Origin of the sequence: Nocardiopsis synnemataformans (assembly GCF_965343085.1) — a bacterium.
GTDB lineage: Bacteria > Actinomycetota > Actinomycetes > Streptosporangiales > Streptosporangiaceae > Nocardiopsis > Nocardiopsis alborubida.
In genome coordinates, this window is the sequence record NZ_CBDRFA010000069.1 from 1 (window position 1) to 18,779 (window position 18,779).

General features: G+C 71.7%; 17 protein-coding genes. All 17 read right to left on the bottom strand.

Features of this window, described 5'->3' with window-relative positions:
* Positions 1 to 298: 298 nt before the first annotated feature.
* The 17 genes from ACSIH6_RS30115 to ACSIH6_RS30195 all read right to left on the bottom strand — a co-directional run bounded on the left by ACSIH6_RS30115 (position 299) and on the right by ACSIH6_RS30195 (position 18,773).
* Positions 299 to 2,824 (bottom strand): OmpA family protein, encoded by a 2,526-nt coding sequence (locus tag ACSIH6_RS30115; RefSeq protein WP_435111716.1) that lies wholly within the window; start codon positions 2,822 to 2,824, stop codon positions 299 to 301.
* 64 nt (positions 2,825 to 2,888) lie between these two features.
* Positions 2,889 to 3,308 (bottom strand): pilus assembly protein TadG-related protein, encoded by a 420-nt coding sequence (locus ACSIH6_RS30120; RefSeq protein WP_435111717.1) that lies wholly within the window; start codon positions 3,306 to 3,308, stop codon positions 2,889 to 2,891.
* The gene (locus ACSIH6_RS30125) at positions 3,305 to 3,736 is read right to left on the bottom strand and encodes a TadE/TadG family type IV pilus assembly protein (protein ID WP_435111718.1); all 432 of its coding nucleotides are present in this window, start codon (positions 3,734 to 3,736) and stop codon (positions 3,305 to 3,307) included. The genes ACSIH6_RS30120 and ACSIH6_RS30125 overlap by 4 nt, the downstream gene beginning before the upstream one ends.
* On the bottom strand, positions 3,733 to 4,134 hold the full coding sequence (locus tag ACSIH6_RS30130; protein WP_435111719.1) for a TadE/TadG family type IV pilus assembly protein: 402 nt from the start codon (positions 4,132 to 4,134) through the stop codon (positions 3,733 to 3,735). Before ACSIH6_RS30130 ends, ACSIH6_RS30125 begins: the two co-directional genes overlap by 4 nt.
* Positions 4,131 to 4,337, bottom strand: coding sequence for a hypothetical protein (locus tag ACSIH6_RS30135; protein ID WP_435111720.1), 207 nt, complete (start codon positions 4,335 to 4,337; stop codon positions 4,131 to 4,133). Before ACSIH6_RS30135 ends, ACSIH6_RS30130 begins: the two co-directional genes overlap by 4 nt.
* 14 nt (positions 4,338 to 4,351) lie before the next feature.
* Entirely contained in the window at positions 4,352 to 5,227 is an 876-nt protein-coding gene (locus ACSIH6_RS30140; protein ID WP_435111721.1) for a type II secretion system F family protein, read from the bottom strand.
* A complete protein-coding gene (locus ACSIH6_RS30145; protein WP_435111722.1) occupies positions 5,224 to 6,120 on the bottom strand; it encodes a type II secretion system F family protein in 897 nt (298 codons plus the stop codon). Before ACSIH6_RS30145 ends, ACSIH6_RS30140 begins: the two co-directional genes overlap by 4 nt.
* Positions 6,120 to 7,436 (bottom strand): TadA family conjugal transfer-associated ATPase, encoded by a 1,317-nt coding sequence (locus ACSIH6_RS30150; protein WP_435111723.1) that lies wholly within the window; start codon positions 7,434 to 7,436, stop codon positions 6,120 to 6,122. Before ACSIH6_RS30150 ends, ACSIH6_RS30145 begins: the two co-directional genes overlap by 1 nt.
* Positions 7,433 to 8,317: a CpaE/TadZ family protein gene (locus ACSIH6_RS30155; RefSeq protein WP_435111724.1), complete on the bottom strand. Its 885-nt coding sequence runs from the start codon at positions 8,315 to 8,317 to the stop codon at positions 7,433 to 7,435. Before ACSIH6_RS30155 ends, ACSIH6_RS30150 begins: the two co-directional genes overlap by 4 nt.
* Positions 8,314 to 9,039, bottom strand: coding sequence for an SAF domain-containing protein (locus tag ACSIH6_RS30160; RefSeq protein ID WP_435111725.1), 726 nt, complete (start codon positions 9,037 to 9,039; stop codon positions 8,314 to 8,316). The genes ACSIH6_RS30155 and ACSIH6_RS30160 overlap by 4 nt, the downstream gene beginning before the upstream one ends.
* A gap of 36 nt (positions 9,040 to 9,075) precedes the next feature.
* Entirely contained in the window at positions 9,076 to 9,714 is a 639-nt protein-coding gene (locus ACSIH6_RS30165) for a hypothetical protein (protein WP_435111726.1), read from the bottom strand.
* A 194-nt stretch (positions 9,715 to 9,908) separates the two neighbouring features.
* A complete protein-coding gene (locus tag ACSIH6_RS30170) occupies positions 9,909 to 10,307 on the bottom strand; it encodes a hypothetical protein (protein ID WP_435111727.1) in 399 nt (132 codons plus the stop codon).
* A gap of 1,384 nt (positions 10,308 to 11,691) precedes the next feature.
* On the bottom strand, positions 11,692 to 12,753 hold the full coding sequence (locus ACSIH6_RS30175; RefSeq protein ID WP_435111728.1) for a C40 family peptidase: 1,062 nt from the start codon (positions 12,751 to 12,753) through the stop codon (positions 11,692 to 11,694).
* Positions 12,750 to 13,628 carry a replication-relaxation family protein gene (locus ACSIH6_RS30180; protein WP_435111729.1) on the bottom strand — a complete coding sequence of 293 codons (879 nt, stop codon included), beginning with the start codon at positions 13,626 to 13,628 and terminating at the stop codon, positions 12,750 to 12,752. The genes ACSIH6_RS30175 and ACSIH6_RS30180 overlap by 4 nt, the downstream gene beginning before the upstream one ends.
* On the bottom strand, positions 13,625 to 15,970 hold the full coding sequence (locus ACSIH6_RS30185; RefSeq protein ID WP_435111730.1) for a type IV secretory system conjugative DNA transfer family protein: 2,346 nt from the start codon (positions 15,968 to 15,970) through the stop codon (positions 13,625 to 13,627). Before ACSIH6_RS30185 ends, ACSIH6_RS30180 begins: the two co-directional genes overlap by 4 nt.
* Positions 15,970 to 17,811: a VirB4 family type IV secretion system protein gene (locus ACSIH6_RS30190; protein ID WP_435111731.1), complete on the bottom strand. Its 1,842-nt coding sequence runs from the start codon at positions 17,809 to 17,811 to the stop codon at positions 15,970 to 15,972. Before ACSIH6_RS30190 ends, ACSIH6_RS30185 begins: the two co-directional genes overlap by 1 nt.
* Positions 17,811 to 18,773: a PrgI family protein gene (locus ACSIH6_RS30195; RefSeq protein WP_435111732.1), complete on the bottom strand. Its 963-nt coding sequence runs from the start codon at positions 18,771 to 18,773 to the stop codon at positions 17,811 to 17,813. The genes ACSIH6_RS30190 and ACSIH6_RS30195 overlap by 1 nt, the downstream gene beginning before the upstream one ends.
* Positions 18,774 to 18,779: the final 6 nt, after the last annotated feature.

Below are 18,779 nucleotides of genomic sequence, written 5' to 3' on the forward strand. Positions count from 1 at the left end.
GGGGGGGGAGGGGGGGCGCTCCCCCCCCCCCCCCCCCCCCGCCGAGCAGGAGAGGGGGCGCGCCGCCCCCTACGTGAAGATGACTACCCACTGGGTATAAGTCTGGACGGCCATCGGCCCACCCAGATGGGCCTTGACCTGCACTGATAACGCCACGGGCATGGGCCACCCAAGAGTGGCCCACCCGGTGGCCAGGGCGTTGGCCCAGGCGTTGGCCAGGGTTCAGTGCAGGTTCACTGCCCCTGCGGCACCTGCGGCTCGCAGGCGGGAACCGGCCGCACAGCCCTCACCCGCGCCCCTACCGCCCCGTTCTGCTCACACCTTCGACGATCTCCTTGCTGGCGGCTGAGGGCTTTTCCCCGATGAGGGAGAGCTTGTCTTTCAGTGACCGATAGACCTGGTGTGCTATCTCAGGGCGACCACGGGATACGTGTATTTCCATGATGCGCCGATAAAGCGGTTCATTGAATTCATCGAAGAGACAAGAACGTTCCAGGAGAGCCACCTTCTCGTCTTCGCTTCGGGTCTCATCCACGATCTCCAGAAGAGATTCCACCACCACCCGAATACAGGATTTCCGCGTGGGCTCTACCCACACCTCTTCCATCCCGCTGAGGAGCTTCTCAGGATGTGCTTTGACGGCTTCGCGAAGCAGGTCGACCCGAGGCTCTCCGGATAGACTTCGTGCTTCTTTGCATACTCGCGAGAATGACCACAGGTCCACTGAGAAAAGCTCGGGGTCCAGAGCGTAACGGCCGTTGCTGTGCACGATGACGTGGTGGTCGGGATCCTCAATGGCAGCCCGCAGGGATGAGCGTATGCTGGCGATCGCGTTCTTGCGCGCGGAAACGGCCTGGGGTGAGTCCATGGCGCCGAAGCACGTCTGAACGATCTCCTCCCCGCTCGCTCCGTGCGGGTGCAGGGCCAGGTAGGCGAGGAGGGTACGGCCCACCGTGCGCAGGCCCGGCACCTCCTGTCCCTCTACCTCGACTACGAGCTGCTCGGAGAACAGGCGCAGCTCCACTCGGGAGCGCGTTCGCTCGGAGCCGGGCGATACGGGCGGCGTAGGCACAGGGGTTGCCGGTTCGTCCTCCTCCGGGCGGTCTCCGCGCTGACCGGGGACAGAGGCGTCCTTGCGGTCCTCCTGCGGCGCCTTCGCCGGGCCTCGATAGCGCAGTCGCGCACCGTTGCGGACTGCCTCGGCATCGGCGGTCACCACCCGCACCCGGTCGAGGTCCTCGCAGCAGAGGGCGGTCCCCGCCTGTGTCTGGTCGACGCGGTTTTCGAGCACGAGCACCACCGCACCGGGAACCGCAGCCACCGTTTCCCGCAGGTCCTGGCCCTGCTCCAGGTCGCTGGCCTCGCACACCACCAGTACCCGTAGGAGAGACGTTTCCCGCTCCACGACTTCCGCCGCTTCGTCCTCGTCAGCGGCACTGCGAGCGGCGGTCAGCAGCGCCGACTCCGACGCGATCCGCGCACCGTGCAGGTCGGCGGCCTCCTGTACTTCCCGGAACGCCGTATCCGTTCCGCCCAAGGCGGCCAGAAGCGCCCGGGTGGCGATGACCGGTCCTGTGCCGTGGTCGGCGACTGCGGCACGGAGCACTCCGGCGGCGTGGGTTCCGGTGAAGGAGAGCCCGTCACGGCCGTCCACCCGGACCGTGTCCGCCACGAGCACGTAGCCGTCCTGGTCGATGACGCCGTTGGCCAGCCCTCCCGGGTCGTCCCGCAGCAGACCTTCCGCAACGGGTCCCTCCAGAGTCTCAACAGCCGGGGCGTCGTCGGCTTCCGGTACGGACGCCGAGGCCGCGATCCGTGCGCGGCCACCGCCAGCGCGCCGCCGTCCTGCCGCGTATCCCGCTCCCAGACCGGCTGCTCCGGCCACGGCACCGACCAGGACGGGGTCCGGCCCGGTCTCCTGCTCGCTCGCGGTGGTCACGTCCAGTCGCACCCGCTCCGGCTCCGCCGCAGTCCCGGTGGCCTCCTCCGGTTGGGCTTGCGCGGACGGTGCTGGCTCGCTCGCGGCGGCGGGAGGTTGCAGCGTGTAGGCGATCTCGACGCGCCGGTGCTCCCCGTAGGGCGCCCGGAGAGCGGGAGGAGGCTGGGCGGACCCCACACCTTGGACCCGGAACTCGACTTCCTCCCCCAGGTGCTGGACAAGGTAGTCGGCGACCTCTTGGGCTCGACGCTCGGACAGGGCCAGGTTGTAGTCGGGGTCGCCGACCGGGTCAGTGTGCCCGGTGACCGTCACCGGAGCTCCGGGAAGGCCGAAGTCGCTGATGAGACCGACCGTGGACTCCAGCGACCGCTTCATCTCAGGGGTGAGGGCAGCCGAGTCGAACCCGAAGTAGGCGAGGTTGCGCGCGCGGTCGACCACGTCGTTCCGGCCGTCCTCCTGCTCACGCGGTATGTCCGTGCCCTGCGTGTCGGCTGCGTTCTCCGACTGCACCGGAACCTGGACCGGGACGTCCGTCTGCGCAGCGACAGCCGCTGTGTGGCTGCTGGTCGCCGTGGCACCCCCGGCGACCAGCACCCACACCAGCCGTACCAGTCCCACCCGTGGAACCAGGCCGCGCAGCAGGGCGATGACGTCGAGGGCGACCACGGCAAGGTGGACTGCCCACACCGCCCACAAGGCCACCGCCAGCGCGGCGATCACGGCTTCGTCAGGGACTCTGCCTCCGCGCAGGTACTGCCACAGCCACGTCCAGTCGGTGTGCTCATCCAGCGGCCAGCCCAGCGAGGTCGCCAGGACAGCCGGTCCCACCATCAGCACCACCGTGACCAGCGCTTCGCCCGCCATGGACCAGGGACTTCGCGGCATACCTCTTCGCTTTCCTTCTCGTCGGACTGCTTCGGGGAAGGGGAGTCCACTGCTTCACGGAGCGTCACCCCGCCGAGGGCTGGAGCACGGTGGCCGTCGCCTCGGCCTCGATCGTGCGCTCTCCGATCGGCAGCAGGACCGGGGTGTAGGCGGTGCGGGCCAGTACGACCACCCGGTCCTGCTCGACCGCCACCCGGCCGCCCATGCCCACCGATCGCAGGTGGTCGGCAGCGGCCCGGCGGGCGCCGTCGGTGTCCAGGACCGGTGCGCCCTCGTCCACGGTCGCGACCGTGTCGAGCTGGTGAGTCCCCGCCCGTGCGGCCGAGTGCGCCACGGCCAGGAGTTCGGACTTGGTGACCAGCATCTGCCCGGCCTCCCAGACCAGCGCGAACACCGCCATGACGACGGGGACGAGCATGATGAGGAACACCGAGGCGTGTCCGTCGTCCCGGTGCTGCAAGGCCCTTCGGCGTACTCGGGTCATGGCTCCTGCCCTCGGTAGGGGTCGACCGGGGAGAGCGCGGTGGCGGTCAGGGTGCGCTGGCCTCCGAACCCGCCCAGGTCGATGACAGTGACCGTGCACGCCACCCTCACCCCGACCGTTCCGCCCGGCTCGAACCCGGAGGCATCCACCACGGCGGCGAACGGGGAGCAGACCACGCCCCGGTCGGCCAGCTCCCGCTCGGCTGCCTGATGGGCCTGGATGCGTGCGGCAGAGGAGCCTCGTTGCAGGGAGGCCGCCCGGGCCGCCGCTGCGGCGGCGTCCTGGGTGATCAGCGCGGCGGAGACCTGGCGTCCGGCGATCACCATCAGCACCAGGGCCACGACGAGGACCGGAACGAGCAGGATCAGCTCCACCGACGCACTCCCCCGGTCGTCGCGTCGACAGCGCTTCCGCAGCAGTGCGTTCATGGCGCGAGGCGTTCGACGGGCCCGGACACCTCCGAGACCACGGGCAGGGCGACGCCCGGGAGAAGGCTCACCGTCCGCGCCTCCACCCTCACCCGCGCCTGGGCTGCTCCCCGACGCACGTCGACCTCCATCTGACGGAGCATCCCGCCGCCCAGCTGCTCCCGTGCTTGTCCGGCCTGCTCGTACGCCGATGCCGCCGAACCGTCGTAGGCACGGGCTGCGGCCAGGGCTTGGGAGGCGATGGCCTGGGCGCGGTGCTGGGCGTGCGCCCACAACCCTGTCTGGACCACGCCCATCAGCATCACGAACACCAGCGGCAGGATGAACAGCGGCTCGGCGCTGCCCCGGTCGCTCCCGGAAGACCTCGGACCGGGACGGTCCCGGACAGGCGTGCTCACCGGTTCACGCCCAGGTCGATGGACTCGGCCGCCGTGGTGAACTCCCCGACGAGGATCCCCCCGACCACGGTGGCGATGGTGATGGACACCATGATGACCAGAATCCAGTCCGTGGTCGCCGACCCGGCATCGGCGGTCGCCTTCCGTGGTGGAGCGGTCCAGGCGCGTACACGGTTCCGGGCATGCCGGAGAAACCCCTTCATGAAGACCTCCTCGGTCAGAATCCCGCGGTCACGTGGGCGAGGGCGACGAAACAGATCAGCAGCAGGAACCCGGCCACCAGGCCCATGGTGGGCAGGGTCATGCGCTCGGTGGCCGCGTGCGCGGCGGCCTCGGCCTCCGCGAGTCCGCGGGCTCTCAGCGAGGCGGCCTTGGCAGCCACGGATGTGCGGGTACGTGCTCCCGAGGTGCCACCCAACCGCAGCGACGCGGCCAGCTCGGCGAGCTCCCGCACCCCGGTCTCCTCGGCGAGGGCTTCGAGCCCCTCCCACGGGGGCCGGTGCCGCAGGGTCGCGGTGTGCACCGCGTTGCGGAGCCGCTCCGGGGTACGCCCTCTGCCGTGGTGCAGGGCTGTGGTGAGCGCACTGGTGGTTCCCGCTCCGGCCGCCAGCCCCATCACCACCAGGTCCGCCAGCGCGGAGGTGGCCGCACGCAGCTCGGCGCGGTACTCGGCCGCGGCGCCTCGGGCGGCCAAGTCAGGGGCCAGGAAGCAGCCGCCCGCGACCAGGGCGGCGAACAGCCACGCCACCGCAGGGCTGGGAAAGAACGCGCTGCCCACAATGGCCAGCACCGCTGCCAGCAGGATCCCGACGCCGGTCGCGGCCGCTTTCTCCGCCCGATAGGCCTCCACCGGCGTACCCGCCGCCGTCAGCGTGCGGGCCGTGGCCGGACCCGGGATACCGGCACGGACCAACAGGTGCCCTGCTCGGCGGCCTGCCCGTTGCGCCCGTCCGCCCTCGAAGGCGGGACGGGGAGCCGGTGCGTGGCGCGGCGTGAGGCGCTCGGTCAGGCTGGGGCGGCGCAGGGCGTAGGCGGCGGCGCACGCCCCGGCTCCCAACAGACTTCCGGCCGCACCCAGAACCACGGCGCTCACCGGGCACCGCCGACCGTTGGACCCGCTCCAGCCGGAACGGGGGCGAAGGGTCGCGGTCGCTCGGGCGGCGACGCGAGGCGGGCCAGCCAGAAGAACGAGACCGCCCACAGGCTCCCCACGACTCCGAGGACGAGCTGTCCGGAGAGCGTGCCGAGCGGTTCGAGGAACGCGGGGTTGAACGCGGCCATCCCCACCAGCATGAGAGTCGTGGCGGCGGCGATGATGCGCACCGAGGAACGGACTCTGGCCCGGGACGCCGAGACCCGTGCCACCGTCGTCGCCCTGTCCCGGGCGGCCTCCGCCAGGCGTGACAGCGCTCCGGCGACGTCCCCGCTCTGGCGCGAGGAGCCCATGGACAGGGTGATCGCGATCAGGTCCGCCAGGTCGGAGTCGGTCTCACACGCGAAAGCCTGCGCTGCCTGCCCCAAGGGCTGCCCGGCACGCAGCCGCGCATCCAGGGCAGCGACCTGGTCCCGGATCGGCACCGGGGCGACGGGCACGGTCGCGGTGACGGCCTGGTGCAACCCGGAGGCACCCGTGATCATGTCCCTGAGCTGCTCGGCCCAGGAGGCCAGTGCCTCGGCCAGGTCGGCCTCGGCGCGGTGGGCGGTGTCGGGCCCGAGCAGGGCGGGCATCCACCACCCGGCCGCTGCGGCGAGCGCCGCCCCCACGGGCCACCCCGTCACCAGTCCGATCACCGCACCCGCTCCTGCGGCACCGGCCGCGCGCAGCCAGGTCCCGCGTTGGCGCAGGAGTGCCGTCCAACGGCGCGGAGAGGGTCCGGCGGGGACCGTAGGCCCGGGGAGGAGGCTGATCATGTAGATGGCGCAGGCGGCCCCCGCCCCCGCCAGCGTGCCGCCGAGGGCGAGTCCGGCCACGGTCCAGTCCGGCATCACGCCCACCCCCGCACCGCGTACCCGGCACGGGCCAGGCGCTGGCCGACCGCACCGCTCGGGGCGCACACGACCGCTCCGGCGGGCTGGTCGGTCTCCCGGGTGTACAACTCGTTCGAGACGACCTGCTCCCCTTCGGACCCGGCGACCTCCCGGATGCTGGTGACCACCCGTTCCCCGCTCTGAGCGGTGTCGATGTGCACCACCAGGTGCACCGCCGCCCCGACCAGCAGCGCGGTCGCCGAGGCGCTCAACCGCTCCGGGGACTGGGCACAGTACGCGGCCAGTTTGGCGAACACCTGCTGGCTGGACGAGGCGTGGATCGTGGACATCGACCCGTCCGTGCCCATGCTCATGGCGTTCAACAGCGCGATCGTCTCCGGTCCCCGGGTCTCCCCGACGATCACCCGGTCCGGGCACATCCGCAGCGCCGCGCGCACCAGCTCCGCGAGGGTCACCTCGCCCAGGCCCTCGATGTTGGCCGGACGGCCCTGCAACGCGACCACGTCGGCACCCCGCAGATGGCGGTGCAGCCCCAGTTCGAGGGAGTCCTCTACGGTGATGATCCGCTCGGCTTCCACCGTGCCCAGCAGGGCGCGGAGTAGGGTGGTCTTGCCCGCGTTCGTGGCTCCCGAGACGATGACGTTCAGGCGTGACCTCACCGCAGCGACCAGCAGGTCGCGGGCGTTCTGGTCGACCATCCCCGACCTGGCCAGGTTCCCCAGGGTGAGGTACTCGGCGGGGTGGCGGCGGATGGTCACGGTCGGGCGGGCCGCGACCCCCGACATGACCGCTGACAGCCTCTCCCCGCCCGGCAGCTCCATGGACAGGATCGGCGCGGCCGTGTCGAAACGGCGCTCCCCGCCCGGTGCGCGGACAGCGGCCCGCTGCACCAGCGCCACGAGGTCGGTGTCCGCGTCCACCACGGCCGGACGGCGCTCGCGCCGCCCTCCGCCGAAATCGACCACGGCTTCGTCGTTCCCGGTGATGTGGATGTTCTGCACCCCCGGCTCGGCCAGCAGCTCCTCCAGAGGCCCCAGGCCCAGGATGTGGTCCAGCACGAGCTGGCGCAGCCGTACCTCCTCGTGCGGAGCGAGTGCTCCCTGCCCGCGAACCAGGGCCGTGCGGGCGCGCTCCTCCAGGAGCGCGTCCACGAGCCGCCCCACGTACTCGGCGTCCGCGGCCCCGTGGGGATGGGTGACGAGCTGTTCGGTGATCCGGTCCGCCAGGGCTACTGCCGTGCCGCGCAGGAAGTCCTCGCCGCTGCCGCTATCGGGTGCGAGAACCGGGCGCGGAAGTTCGGGAGCCGCCGTCATGCCGCGCTCACCTCCACCACGTTCCGCGCTCCGGACGCCATACCGATGCCGGAGAAGTCGTCGCACAACTCCGCCAGTGCTTTGGCAGCCCTGATCAACGGCATCCACTCCAGGCCGTCGGGGTCCCGGTGCTGGGAGCGCCACGCGGCCACGCGGTCCCGCAGGCGGGTGGGCGGACGGTGCTCTCCCCGCACCAGCGCGGCCCCCACCGCGTCGCGGGGGACGCGTGCCCACACGGGCAGCGCTGAGGCGACCCGGGACACCTCGCTGTCGGCGTGCGGGCAGGCACCGGCGACGGCCAGCCCCACACGCACCCCCTCCTGTCGCAGTGAGGCCAGCACCGGGGCGCACACCCGCAGGCGGGCCGCACTGCCCACGTCCCCCGGTTCGGTGAGGACCACGGCCGCGTCGGCGTGGCGGAGCAGGGCCGCCCCCGCGGACCCCGGCACCGCACGCCCCACGTCGACCACGGTCGCCCTCCCCGACTTCAACAGGTGGGGGTTGCGGGCGAGCGCGTCCACCGCGCGCCCCGCCTCCAGCGGATCGGCGGGAGCGGGCACCGCCTGGAGCCCTCCGGGAAGCTCCACCGCGTGGCGCAGCAGCGGCACACCGGCCGAGACCGCGTCCCGCACACCGGCCTGCGCCCAGGCCTCGGCGGAGGCCGGAGCCGGAGCCGAGGCGCGGGAGGCGGCGGCCAACGACACCAGACCCGCATCACCGTCGAGGCCGATACCGTGCCAGGAGGCGATGTCCCCGCCGGATGCGTCGGCTTCGACCAGCACCGGCACCGTCAGGGGAGTCGAGGGCCAGCAGGCCGCGAGCGCGGTGGCCAGGCTCGTCACCCCCGGAGCCCCGCTCAGTGAGCACACCGCGACGATCATTCCGCACCTTCTTCCGCGTGGGTGTTCTCGTGCGGGTTCACCACCGCGATCTGGACCTCCTGGCCTGCCGCTGCCCGGGAGAAGCGCGCGGCCTCGTCCCGGGGCAGGACCACCTCCACCACCTGCTGTCCACCCCCGAGACCGTCCTCGGCCGCAGTCACACGGTGGACCAGCCCCGTCACCACACCGGAGAGGTCTTCAGCGCCGTCGCCCCCGGTCTCCTCCCCGGGTGCGGCCAGGGTGACCAGGTCCACGGTCGTTCCCTCCGCCAGGTCGGCCGGGGCCGTGGTCACGGGCACCGCGACCACGGCCTGCCCTGGTTCCGGCCACAGGGCGCTGTCGGAGACCGAGCCCGCCACCAGCGGGGACCCTGCGGGCACAGGCCGCGTCAGCACCATTCCCTCGGCCACCTCAGGGGTGAGCAGCCGGAGCCCTTCAACCTCAGCCAGGTCCACCGAGGCCACGTCCGCAGCCGTGATCAGGTGTCCGGCGGGAAGGTCTGCGGTGAGGACCGCGACCGTGCGCGTCTCCTCTCCGGCCAGTCCGGCCCAGGCCCCCGCCACCCCTCCCGCCGTGATCAGCGCCCCGGCCAGCAGCCCCCACTTCCACCGGCGGCGCGAGGCCGCGGCCAACCGCACCGACTCCCATTCCCCGGAGCCACCTCCGGCTCGGGATTCCGAGCTTTTCTGGTGGGTTTGCTGGGGTTTTGCGAGTGCGACCATCCCTCCTCCTCCCTCTTCCATGCCTGTTCCGTACTGTCAGCGGGTGCGGGTGACCACCGAGTGGATCTCGCTCACGGGCACCGCGACGGAGGAGGAGGTCGTCAGGTCCTCCAGACCGCCGCCCCGCCCGTCAGTGGTGGACCAGGACACCCCCCACTCCCACACCGCCGTCACGTCCACCGCTGTCCCGGCCCCGCCCGGCGGCAGGACGGTGTAGGTGTGGCCGCAGTCCGGCGACCCGCCCTCCCCGGCGGTGGCGCGGGAGAAGACCGTGCCCGGTCCGGCGCACACCACCTCGTGGCCGTCCCCGGTGTCCCAGACCACGCGCTCCGGCGTCGCGACCACGGTCACCGACCCGGCGCTGACCGACGCGGTGACCGACACCGGGCTCCAGTCCTCCCCGGCGACCCACAGCCAGGTGGGCAGATTCACGAACCGGGGCTTGTCCGGCGCCGGAGCGGTACCGATCGCGGGCTCGGGCAGGCGCATGACCGCGCGCGCCTGCTCGGCCAGCACCTCGGGGGAGAAAATCTCCGACGCACCCCCACCGGCTGCCGCCCCCTCACACCTGGCCATCCCCTGCGGAAGCAGCAGAGGCCCCTCCTTGCCGGACTCCAGGAACTCGGCGCTGGTGAACACGCACGGCTCCCCTTCCTCCTCCGTTTCCCCGGCCACGCTCTCCAGGACGCTCCGCCCGCCCGAGCTGGAAGGTGCGGGCGAAGAGCTCGCGCCCACCCGGCACTCACCGCCTGAGCAATCGGTCGTGGCGAAGAAGCCGTCGGCTGCCGCTTCTCCCGCTGCGGAAGCAGCGACCAACGCGGTCAGCGCGCCGACAAGGCACACGCGCCAAGGGCGTCGGGGCCTGCGGGTCAACACGACCCGTAGTCCTCAAGCCAGAGCTCCTCGACCAGCCAGCGCTCCCCGTCGGAGACGGCGGTCGCGGTAACCGACCTCCGCCCGCTTCTGTCCTCGGAACCCGTCGCCTCCTCAGAGACGGTCCACTCCGAGTCGTCGATGCAGTCCTCGATGGACACCGAAGGCGGGTTCCCGGACTCCTCCGCCGCCTCCGGAGCCATCCGGGGCTCCCCCGTGGCGTGTACGCCGCGCAGCATGGCCGTGGTGAGTTCGAGTGCCTGCCCCGTGGCGTACTCGTCCAGGTCCGGATGGCCCGCTGCCCCCTCGTGCGAGCCCTCGACCACCACGTCCCACATACCGCGATAGGCGTCGAGCGCCAACTCCTCCGGCGACGGGCTGGCGGGCGCGGCCACAACCGGAGGCGTGCGCGCCGGAGTCTCCGCCGGACCGCTCCCCTGGGCCGCGCATCCTGTCAGCACCGCCGACGCTGCGACAGCCATCCAACGCGCCACAGGCGTACGCATACCCTCACCGCCGTTTCCACACCGGGCACGACTCCATGCCGTGCTTTCGAAAGGTGACACTAGCCATACTCAGAGTGACAACACAACCGCGCGTCGAGTACTCACAGTGATGAAAACTGTGAAGAGAACCACCGGGTTTCGATGTCGCACGTTCTACCTGCGGAAACACGAAAGGCTGCCTCCCTGAGGAGACAGCCCCGCACCCCTTGCCCGAGGTCAGGCCACCGGCACCCGCTCCCTCTGCGCCTTCCACTGGCGCACCAGGGACGTCAGCTCATCCCACTCCCCGGTGCCCTCCGGACCCCCCGCAGCCAGAACGTCCGCCCCCTGCGGCTCCTGGGAAGGAACGCGCCCGGGAGCCCTCCGCCGCTGCCGCTGCTCGTGTGCGACGAGGTAAGGGCGTACCGCGCGTATCCCCTCGTCGTCCACACACCACCCCAGCTCCGGCAGCCGCTGCGCCACACGGTTCCGCTGCGCCTCCCCGGTGCCTGCGAGGAGGTCGTCCGTCCGGGGTTTCCGTGTCCGCCCCGCCTCGTCGTAGCGCCTGACCCGCTCGGGTTCCCGATGCGCCGCCGCCGACGGACCCCGCGACTTCAGAGGTGGAGGTGACACCGCCTGTCCGCTGGCTACTCCCCGGGGAGGCCCTGCTCCGATGACGGCGGCGAGGACTGCGCCCACTGCCCACCGCACGCTTTCGGCCCATCCCCGTCGACGCCTTCGGTGTCGGCCCGTACCATGGCTCACTGATCTTCCTCCTGCTACTTCAGGTGGTGGATCACGCCCCGGGCGGTGTTCCCGCACCGCCCGGGGCGCCTTCTCTTCTCGTATTGCTTTTTCTGGTTCTGTGCCGACAGCGAACGAATCGGGACGGGTGTCATTGGCTTCGATGCCGTACGTCCTCGAAGCTGCGCTTCCTCGTCCGAACCGACGTTGTCCAGCCAGCCCTGCTACCCGGAGGTGAGGCCCTCCACCTCCGCCTCGCCTGGGGTTTTCCTCATGACGGATTCAGGCATGACAAAGAAGCCCATTTCAGGCATGAAAATCAACCAGGACAAAAAGGAACGACCGCGTTCACCCGGACTGAACGCGTTCGCGATGTTTCCCCATACTCGCGAGAAGTTTCAACCCGTTCCGTTCGGAAAAGTCATAAGCGCAGAAAAAAGGGCCGCCGGATGACAGCGCCCCAGCGGCCCGCGTGCCCGCGCTGCCCGCCGGGGCGGCCCCGACCCCCGTCCGGCGGGCGTCCGTGCCCGAGCGGGCGTCTCAGCGCCGGTCAACCGGGTCGGACGGCCGCCACGAACCGGCTGCTGTAGTAGTCGCCGCCGACCGGCTCAACGCGGATCGACTGCCCCGACCGGGGCGCGTTCACCATCCGCCCGCCTCCGACGTACATGGTCACGTGTGAGGGGGACGCACCGGTCCCGGTGTCGTAGAAGAGCAGGTCGCCCGGTTGGAGCTCAGCGAGCCCGACCCGGACACCGGCCTCTACCTGGTCGGTGGTCACCCGCGGGATCGGCACCCCCGCCACCGCCCACGCCTGCATCGTCAGCCCGGAGCAGTCGAAGGCGTGCGGCCCCGTTCCGCCCCACAGATAGGGTTTGCCGACCTGGGCCAGCGCCCACTCGGCTGCCGCCCGGCCCTGCTCGCTGGACGCTCCGGAGCCCACCGCGAGGACGTGCTCGGTCTGAGCGGCGATTTCGGCGTAGTGCCCGATGTGCTCGCGCACCTCTTCCACATAGGACTCCGAGTGGTTGTAGCGCAGCAGCGCCTTCTCCAGGTCGTCCTCGTCGGCGAAGTCGACCCCGCCTGCCCCGGGGCTGCTGACGCACAGGTACACCGCCGCGCTCCAGGCCGCGTCGAAGACGTTGTGCGGGTCGACGGTTCCGTCCCCGGTCGCGTCCAGGCCGTGGGAGGCCCACGTGGCGGGGATGAACTGCATCAGCCCCACCGCACGGTCGAACTCGGCGTCCCCGTCCCACTCCCCTGCGTCGCTGTCCCGGTGGGGTGAGGTGTTGCCCCCGGCCCCGCTGCCGTCCAGGCGCGGACCGACGATCGGCGGATCCACGGCCCCCGAGGGGGAGATCTGCCTCCCGGCCGCGTGGTTGGACTCGACCCTCCCGATCCCGGCCAGCACCGGCCAGGTCATCCCCCGGCACCCCCGGTACTCCGGTTCCAGGCGCGCGGCGGCCTGGACGTAGGCGGACAGCACCGCAGCGGGTATGCCCTCCACTTCGCGGGGGACCCCGGAAAGCCCCTGCTCGCTGGCCGCCAGCGCACCGACGAACACCGGCACCAGCAGCAGGAACGCGCCCGCGCCGACCGCGATCCGGATCACCCCTCTCCCCCGGCCCGGGCCGTGTGGCGAAGGGCGATGTCCACCGGCCGCAGCCGGTCCGGGGAGTCCACGGTCCGCCACACCGCCGCAGCAGGACCCAGCGCCCCCAGCCGGGCGTGGGTGGTGACGTACACGCCCACCCGGTCGGAGACGTCACCGGCCAGCTTCGCGGCGAGGTTGTCCTCCCGCTGGTCGGAGTGGACCGCGAACAGCACGATCGACGGCAGTCGGCTCTCCCTCGCCAGGCGCGTGTACCCCCTCATCTTGCGCTGCACCTTCGTCAGCGGCTCACTGCCGGTGTCGTACTCCCAGAACGCGTCCAGCGCGAGCCCGTCCTGGTGCCAGCACATGTAGGCGTCGGGACGGATGTGGCGGCCCCACCGGCGCGCGCACTCGCGCTCGTTGTCCCAGCGCACCAGGCGCGCTTCGGAAGTGCTCCGAGCCGACTCGGTGGTCAGGGCGAGGCACTCGACCAGGCCGAGTATGTGCCCGAGCCGCCCCGAGTGCGCCCAGGCCAGTACCCGGTCCTGCCGGAATCCCAGCTCTCTGGCCTCCATGCCACGGTTCTCGGCGACCAGCGCAGCACCGGTCTGGGTGAGTACCCAGTGGTCGGGCACCCGCGCCTGAGCGAAGAAGGGACGGAACCGGTCCAGGAGCCCGTACCGGTGGAGCATGAGCAGCCTCCTGCGCGCGCGGCGGGGCTCAGAGCCCGGGAAGTAGAGCCTGTGGATGTGGTGGGTGGTCATGACGTGGTGGTCGTACAACCCGCCGAGGATCTCCCGGTCCCTGGGCGTCACCCGGCGAGCCAGCCACACCAGAGCGCTCGCGTACTTGGTGCGCTCGGGGCCGTGCCCCACCCGTCCAGAGGCGGTCATGCGGTCCTCCCCTGCTCTCCTCGGACCTCGGAAGGAGGTGCCCCGTCCTTCGCCCCGTGGCACCGCGCCGACTCCCGTGCCTGGGTGGCCCGTCCCGCGAGCCCGGGCGGCAGCGGGCGGGTGCGCACCGTGGCCGCTCCCTGTTCCTTGGCACCCACCAGCGGGCGGACCACGGCCTGGTAGGCGCCCAGATGGGTCAGGTCATAGGCCCCCAGCACGGGCAGGGTGTGCTGTTGCAGGCTCACCGCATCGTCGGGCGAGGCGGAGAAGTACACCTTCGTGCGCGCGTTGGCCGAGACCGCCTTGCGCAGGTCGGCGGGGAGCTGGCCCAGCTCTTGGTGGGCCAGGGTCAATCCGAGCCGGTAGCCGCGGGCCTCGGCCAGCATGTCCTCCAACGAGCCCGGAAGGTTGAGGAAGTTCTGGCACTCGTCCACGTACGCGCACAGGTCCTTGCGCTGGTGCTCGGGGGTGTGGATGCGGGCGGTCACCGCCTGCCAGGTCGCCGCCAAGGCGAACGAGCCGATCAACGAGCTGGTGTCCTCGCCCAGGCGCCCCTTCGGCAGCCGGAGCAGGACCAGGTGGCCGGTGTCGAACAGGGTCGGCAGGTCCACCGTGGACGGCCCCGACGCCACCACCTGGCGCACCCACTTCCGCAGCAGCGCGGTCCGGAGCTTGTTGAGCACCGGCCCGGTCACCGCACTCCTGGCGGAGGTGGTGAGACCGGAGTACCAGTCCCAGAAGTCCTCCAGGGCCTCGTCCTCGCCGGTGCGCGCGGTGACCTTGGCCAGGGTCTCGGCCCGGAGCGCGTCGTCGGCCAGCAGGCGCGGGACATCGCCCAGAGTCAGGCTCGGGTCGCCTGCTCGGGTCAGGGTCAGCGTGGCTGCCCGCAGGATGTCGTCGGTCCTGGGCCCCCAGTACTCGGCGTAGATCCTGCGGAAGATGCCCACCACGGTGTCGCTGGTGAAATCGGGGTCGCCACCCTGGAGCAGGTTCAACCGGGGCGGCGGTGCCTGGTCGTCGGGGTCGAACAACACCACCCGGTCCACAGCGTCTTCGGGCAGGCGGGCCAGGACATCGGTGACCAGGTCCCCGCGCGGGTCGATCACCAGCCCCGCCCGACCGGCCTCGGCGTCCTGAAGGACGAGGTTGGCCAGCAGGGTGGACTTGCCCGAGCCGGTCTTGCCGAGGACGTGGGTGTGCTGGCGTGCTTCGACCACGCCCAAGGCGACCGGGCGCCGGGTGCCGGCGTCGCTGTCACCGACCACCCGGGTGTCCTCGCCTCCGCGCGGAACCGCCGGGGCCGGGGCCGCCGGTCGTGCCCCGGCCCGGGTCAGGCCGGGGACGGTGGTGTCGGTGGGCAGGTGCGCGATCCCGGCCAGCTCGGCGGTGGAGAGCAGAAACCCGTACCCCAGGAACCGGTTGGCCAGCCACCAGGTGGGCCGCAACATGAAGCGGCGGTCCAGGTAGTTGGTACCGGAGGTGAACGCGGCGAACGCCGAGGCCACCCCGTGGGCCCGTCCCCGCAGGCGTTCCTTCGCCTGGTCACTGTCGTGTGTGGTGGTGAGGATGTAGGTGATATCGCACGCCAGCCGGGGCGAGGACGCCTTGGTCAGGATCGCGCGCACGTCCTCATTCGTCCCGGGAAGGACCGGCGGTCGGCTGCGCGCAGTGCCGTGAGCGGTGGGGTCCAGGGCATCGACCAGGTATGTCGCCATCCCGGTGTGGCCGTGCAGGCGGGCCGCCGCCCGGCGGGCCCGCGCCGCCCGGCAACCCGTGGCCGGGCGGGCGGTCACGCGCACCAGGGCATGCTCGCCTTCGACCAGGTCCTCCAGCGCGCCCAGGAGCGGTCGGGCCGGGTCGTCATCGAACTTCGTTCGCAACGGGAACGCTTCAGCACGGCCCAACCGGAGAAGACCTCCGGTGGTGTAGGCCCCTGCGGGAAGCGCTGACTCACCGGGAACGAGATGGCGGGTGGAGGTGGTGGCGCCGGGCCAGGCCGAGGAGACCGCGCGCTCCACCGTCCCCGGCGGCACGATCCCCGGCACCCACACCTGGAACCTGATCCCGGCAGCCGACGCGACGACCTCCAAGGCCAGGTGGGGTTGGAGCAGCCACCGCGACCAGCGCGGTTTGAGAAGCCCCAGGGTGTGGTTCCAGAACGCGGTCGCGTTCTCCAGACTCGCGTCGGGCGGAGGCAGGATCTCCACCACCCGCGCCTGCCGGGACAGATAGCGGTGGCGGGCCAGGCGCACCCCCATCAGCGCGGCGCACACCACTGCTCCGGCCAGCGGAATGGTTGCGAGCAGCAGGAAGAATCCACCGCTCAACAGGAAGTCGGCCATCACACCAGCTCCTCGATGTCGAATCCGTCCGTATCGGGGTCGGGGACGTCGTCCTGTTGCTCGTCCTCCTCGAAGAGCTGCGCCCGCAGAGCGGCGAGTTCCGCCGGGTCGGAGGTGATCAGCCGGTGTTCAGCCGGTGAGGCGATCGGGTGGAAGCCGACCCTCTGGTGTCCGGCGACCAGCAGCGCCGAGCCCCGGGGCGCGGTACCGACCAGGTGGGCCTCTCCGGAGGAGAGGTGGAACGCCTCGGCCACCTGGTCCAGGTTCTGCGGGGCCTGTTTGAGCAGGACCTGGGTGGCGGCGTTGCCGATGACCACCCGCCCCAGCTCGGTGCCGAGCACGTCGCCCACGTCCTGGGTGATGAGGGTGAGCCCGGCCCAGTGCCTGCGTCCGGCTTTGGCCAACCGGGCCAGGTAGCGGGCCGCGGACGGGTCCTGGAGCAGCAGCCACGCCTCATCGACCACGACCATACGGGGACGTTCCGGTGTTCCCGCGGTGACGTGTCGCCAGATCGCGTCCAGCGCGATCAACACCCCGACCGGACGGACCTCGTCGGGCAGCTCCTTGAGCGAGACCACCGTCAGGTGCCCGCCCACCCGGTCGGTGGAGGGCCCGTCGAACAGGGTCGCGTGCGTTCCGTGAACGAAGGGCTCCAGGCGGCCCGCCAGCTGCTGAGCGGCGTGAGCGGGCTCCTCCCCCGTGCCGGGGTCGGTCGCGGTGTCCTCCAGCGCGGCGGCCAGGTCGGCGAGTACCGGCGCGGGCCGGGTCCAGGTGGCGGGGTCCCGGGTGATCCCGGCTCCGGCGTAGGCGGTGATGATCGCCCGGTCCAGCACGCTCTTCTCGGTCGCGGACATCTGGCCGACCATCGCGGTGACCAGGGTGTGCAGGAACAGCGCCCGCGACGTGAACGCCTGGCCCTCCTCGTCCGCTTCGGGGAGCGCGAAGGGGTTCAGCCGACCCGCCTCGGTGCCCAGACGCAGAACGGTGCCGCCGACCTCCTCGGCAAGGCGCAGGTACTCGCCCTCGGGGTCGATGACCGCGACCTCCACTCCGACCAGCAGAGACCGCAGCACCTCCAGCTTGGCGAGGTAGGACTTGCCCGCTCCCGAGCGGGCGAGGATCACGCTGTTGTGGTTGTCCAGGCCGCCGCAGAACCGGTCCCAAGCCACCAGCCCTGACGAGTGGGTGTTGGTGCCGTAGACGACCGTGGTCTCGCCCAGGTCGGCAACCAGCTCGGGTGAGGTGAACGGCAACAGGGTCGCTGCGGCGTCGGTGTCCATCGACCGGCCCATCCCCAGCGCGTCGGTGCCCAGCGGCAGGGTGGAGATCCACCCCTGCAACGGACGAAACGTGGCCGGAACCGCGTCCACGAGCAGGGACGAACACAGCGCCCTGATCTGCTGAAGTTCGGCCTCCAGGCTCTCCAGGTCGGGGGCGTGCACGGTGACGTACACCGCCACCCGGAACAACCTGCCTTGGCCGGTGGCGATGCGGTCGGCGATCTCAGCGGCGTCCATGGCCGCCGTCACCTGGTGCGGGTCCTCCACCCGCCCCTGGGCGGTGCTGGTGCGGTGGGCCGACTCCAGGCGGGTCCGGCGTTTGCGCAGTCGTGCGGCTGCGGTGGGGGTGGGCACGGGTTCCAGGTGGAAGGCGATGTCGAGCTGTCCGGGGTAGGTGAGCAGGGGCTCCGCCCATCCGGCGGCGACCTCGCGCGGGTACCCGGTGATGATGTAGGTCTGGCACACGCCGCCCTCGACCTCCACATGGCGCGCCCCCAGGCGGATGGCCGGACCGCCCAGTGCGTGCGTTTCGGATCGCGCTCTCAGGCTGCGGAGACCCATCAGTGCTCCTCCTCGTGCTCGTGTTCGTCGGTGGCGCCGGTGCCTGCGGGCTCGCAGCCGGTCGGCGCGGGGTCGGTGAGGCGGGTACCCGGGGCGGTCATCGACGCCCGCCGAACGTCTGCGGCTTCGTCTGCGTCCAGGACCTGGGTGCGGATACCGAGGGCTGCCAGACGGTCCGCGGTGTCGGCAGCCCGGCGCAGCAGAGCAGGACCCGTACGGCGGGCGGGACCGGCCGCGGTCACCACCACCAGCACCTGCTGGTGGGACAGCTCGTGCGTCGCGGTCATCTCGTCCAGGAAGTCGGCGTGCGCCATCGCGGCCTCACTCAGCGCCGGGTGCGGCAGGCGGGCCGCGTTGTCGCGCAGCATCGCGGTGAACTCGCCCAAGTCGGCGCTACGCCGCTGCACGAGGATCTGCACCGGTTCGACCGAGGCGTCCAACACCCCGGCGAAGGCCGCCAGCACCTGGTCCTGCTCACGCCCCGAGGCGAGCTGGAAGGGCAGGGTCGTGCAGGCGATCATCACCGCGCACCGGCCTTCCAGGTCGACCACCCCCTCTGGGGAGACGGCCGACGCCGGGAGTCGCAGCGGAGCCAGACGGGGCCCGCGCCGCAGACGGGGCGCCCACCGGGGCAGCGCAGGGACGTGTCCTGAAGGTGCGGGGACCAGGTGCTTGGGTGCGCGCGCCCAGGCCAGGGCGCTGGCGGCGACCTGCTCCAGGCCCCGGCCGTCGCGCTCCCCCAGAGCGAGGGCGATGGCCGTGCCCAGGACGGGGGCCAAGCCGATCGCGAACGCCCACAGCGGCACCGCTTCCCGCAGGAGCAGGTAGGCGCCCCACGCCCCCGCCAGGACCGGGGTGATGATCAGACACTGACGTGCGGTCAGGTTGAACAGGACCGGTTCGGAACGGTCGATGTCGGCGGGGATGCGCCCCCGCCAAGCGGACACCTCATCGGAGGCCACAGATAC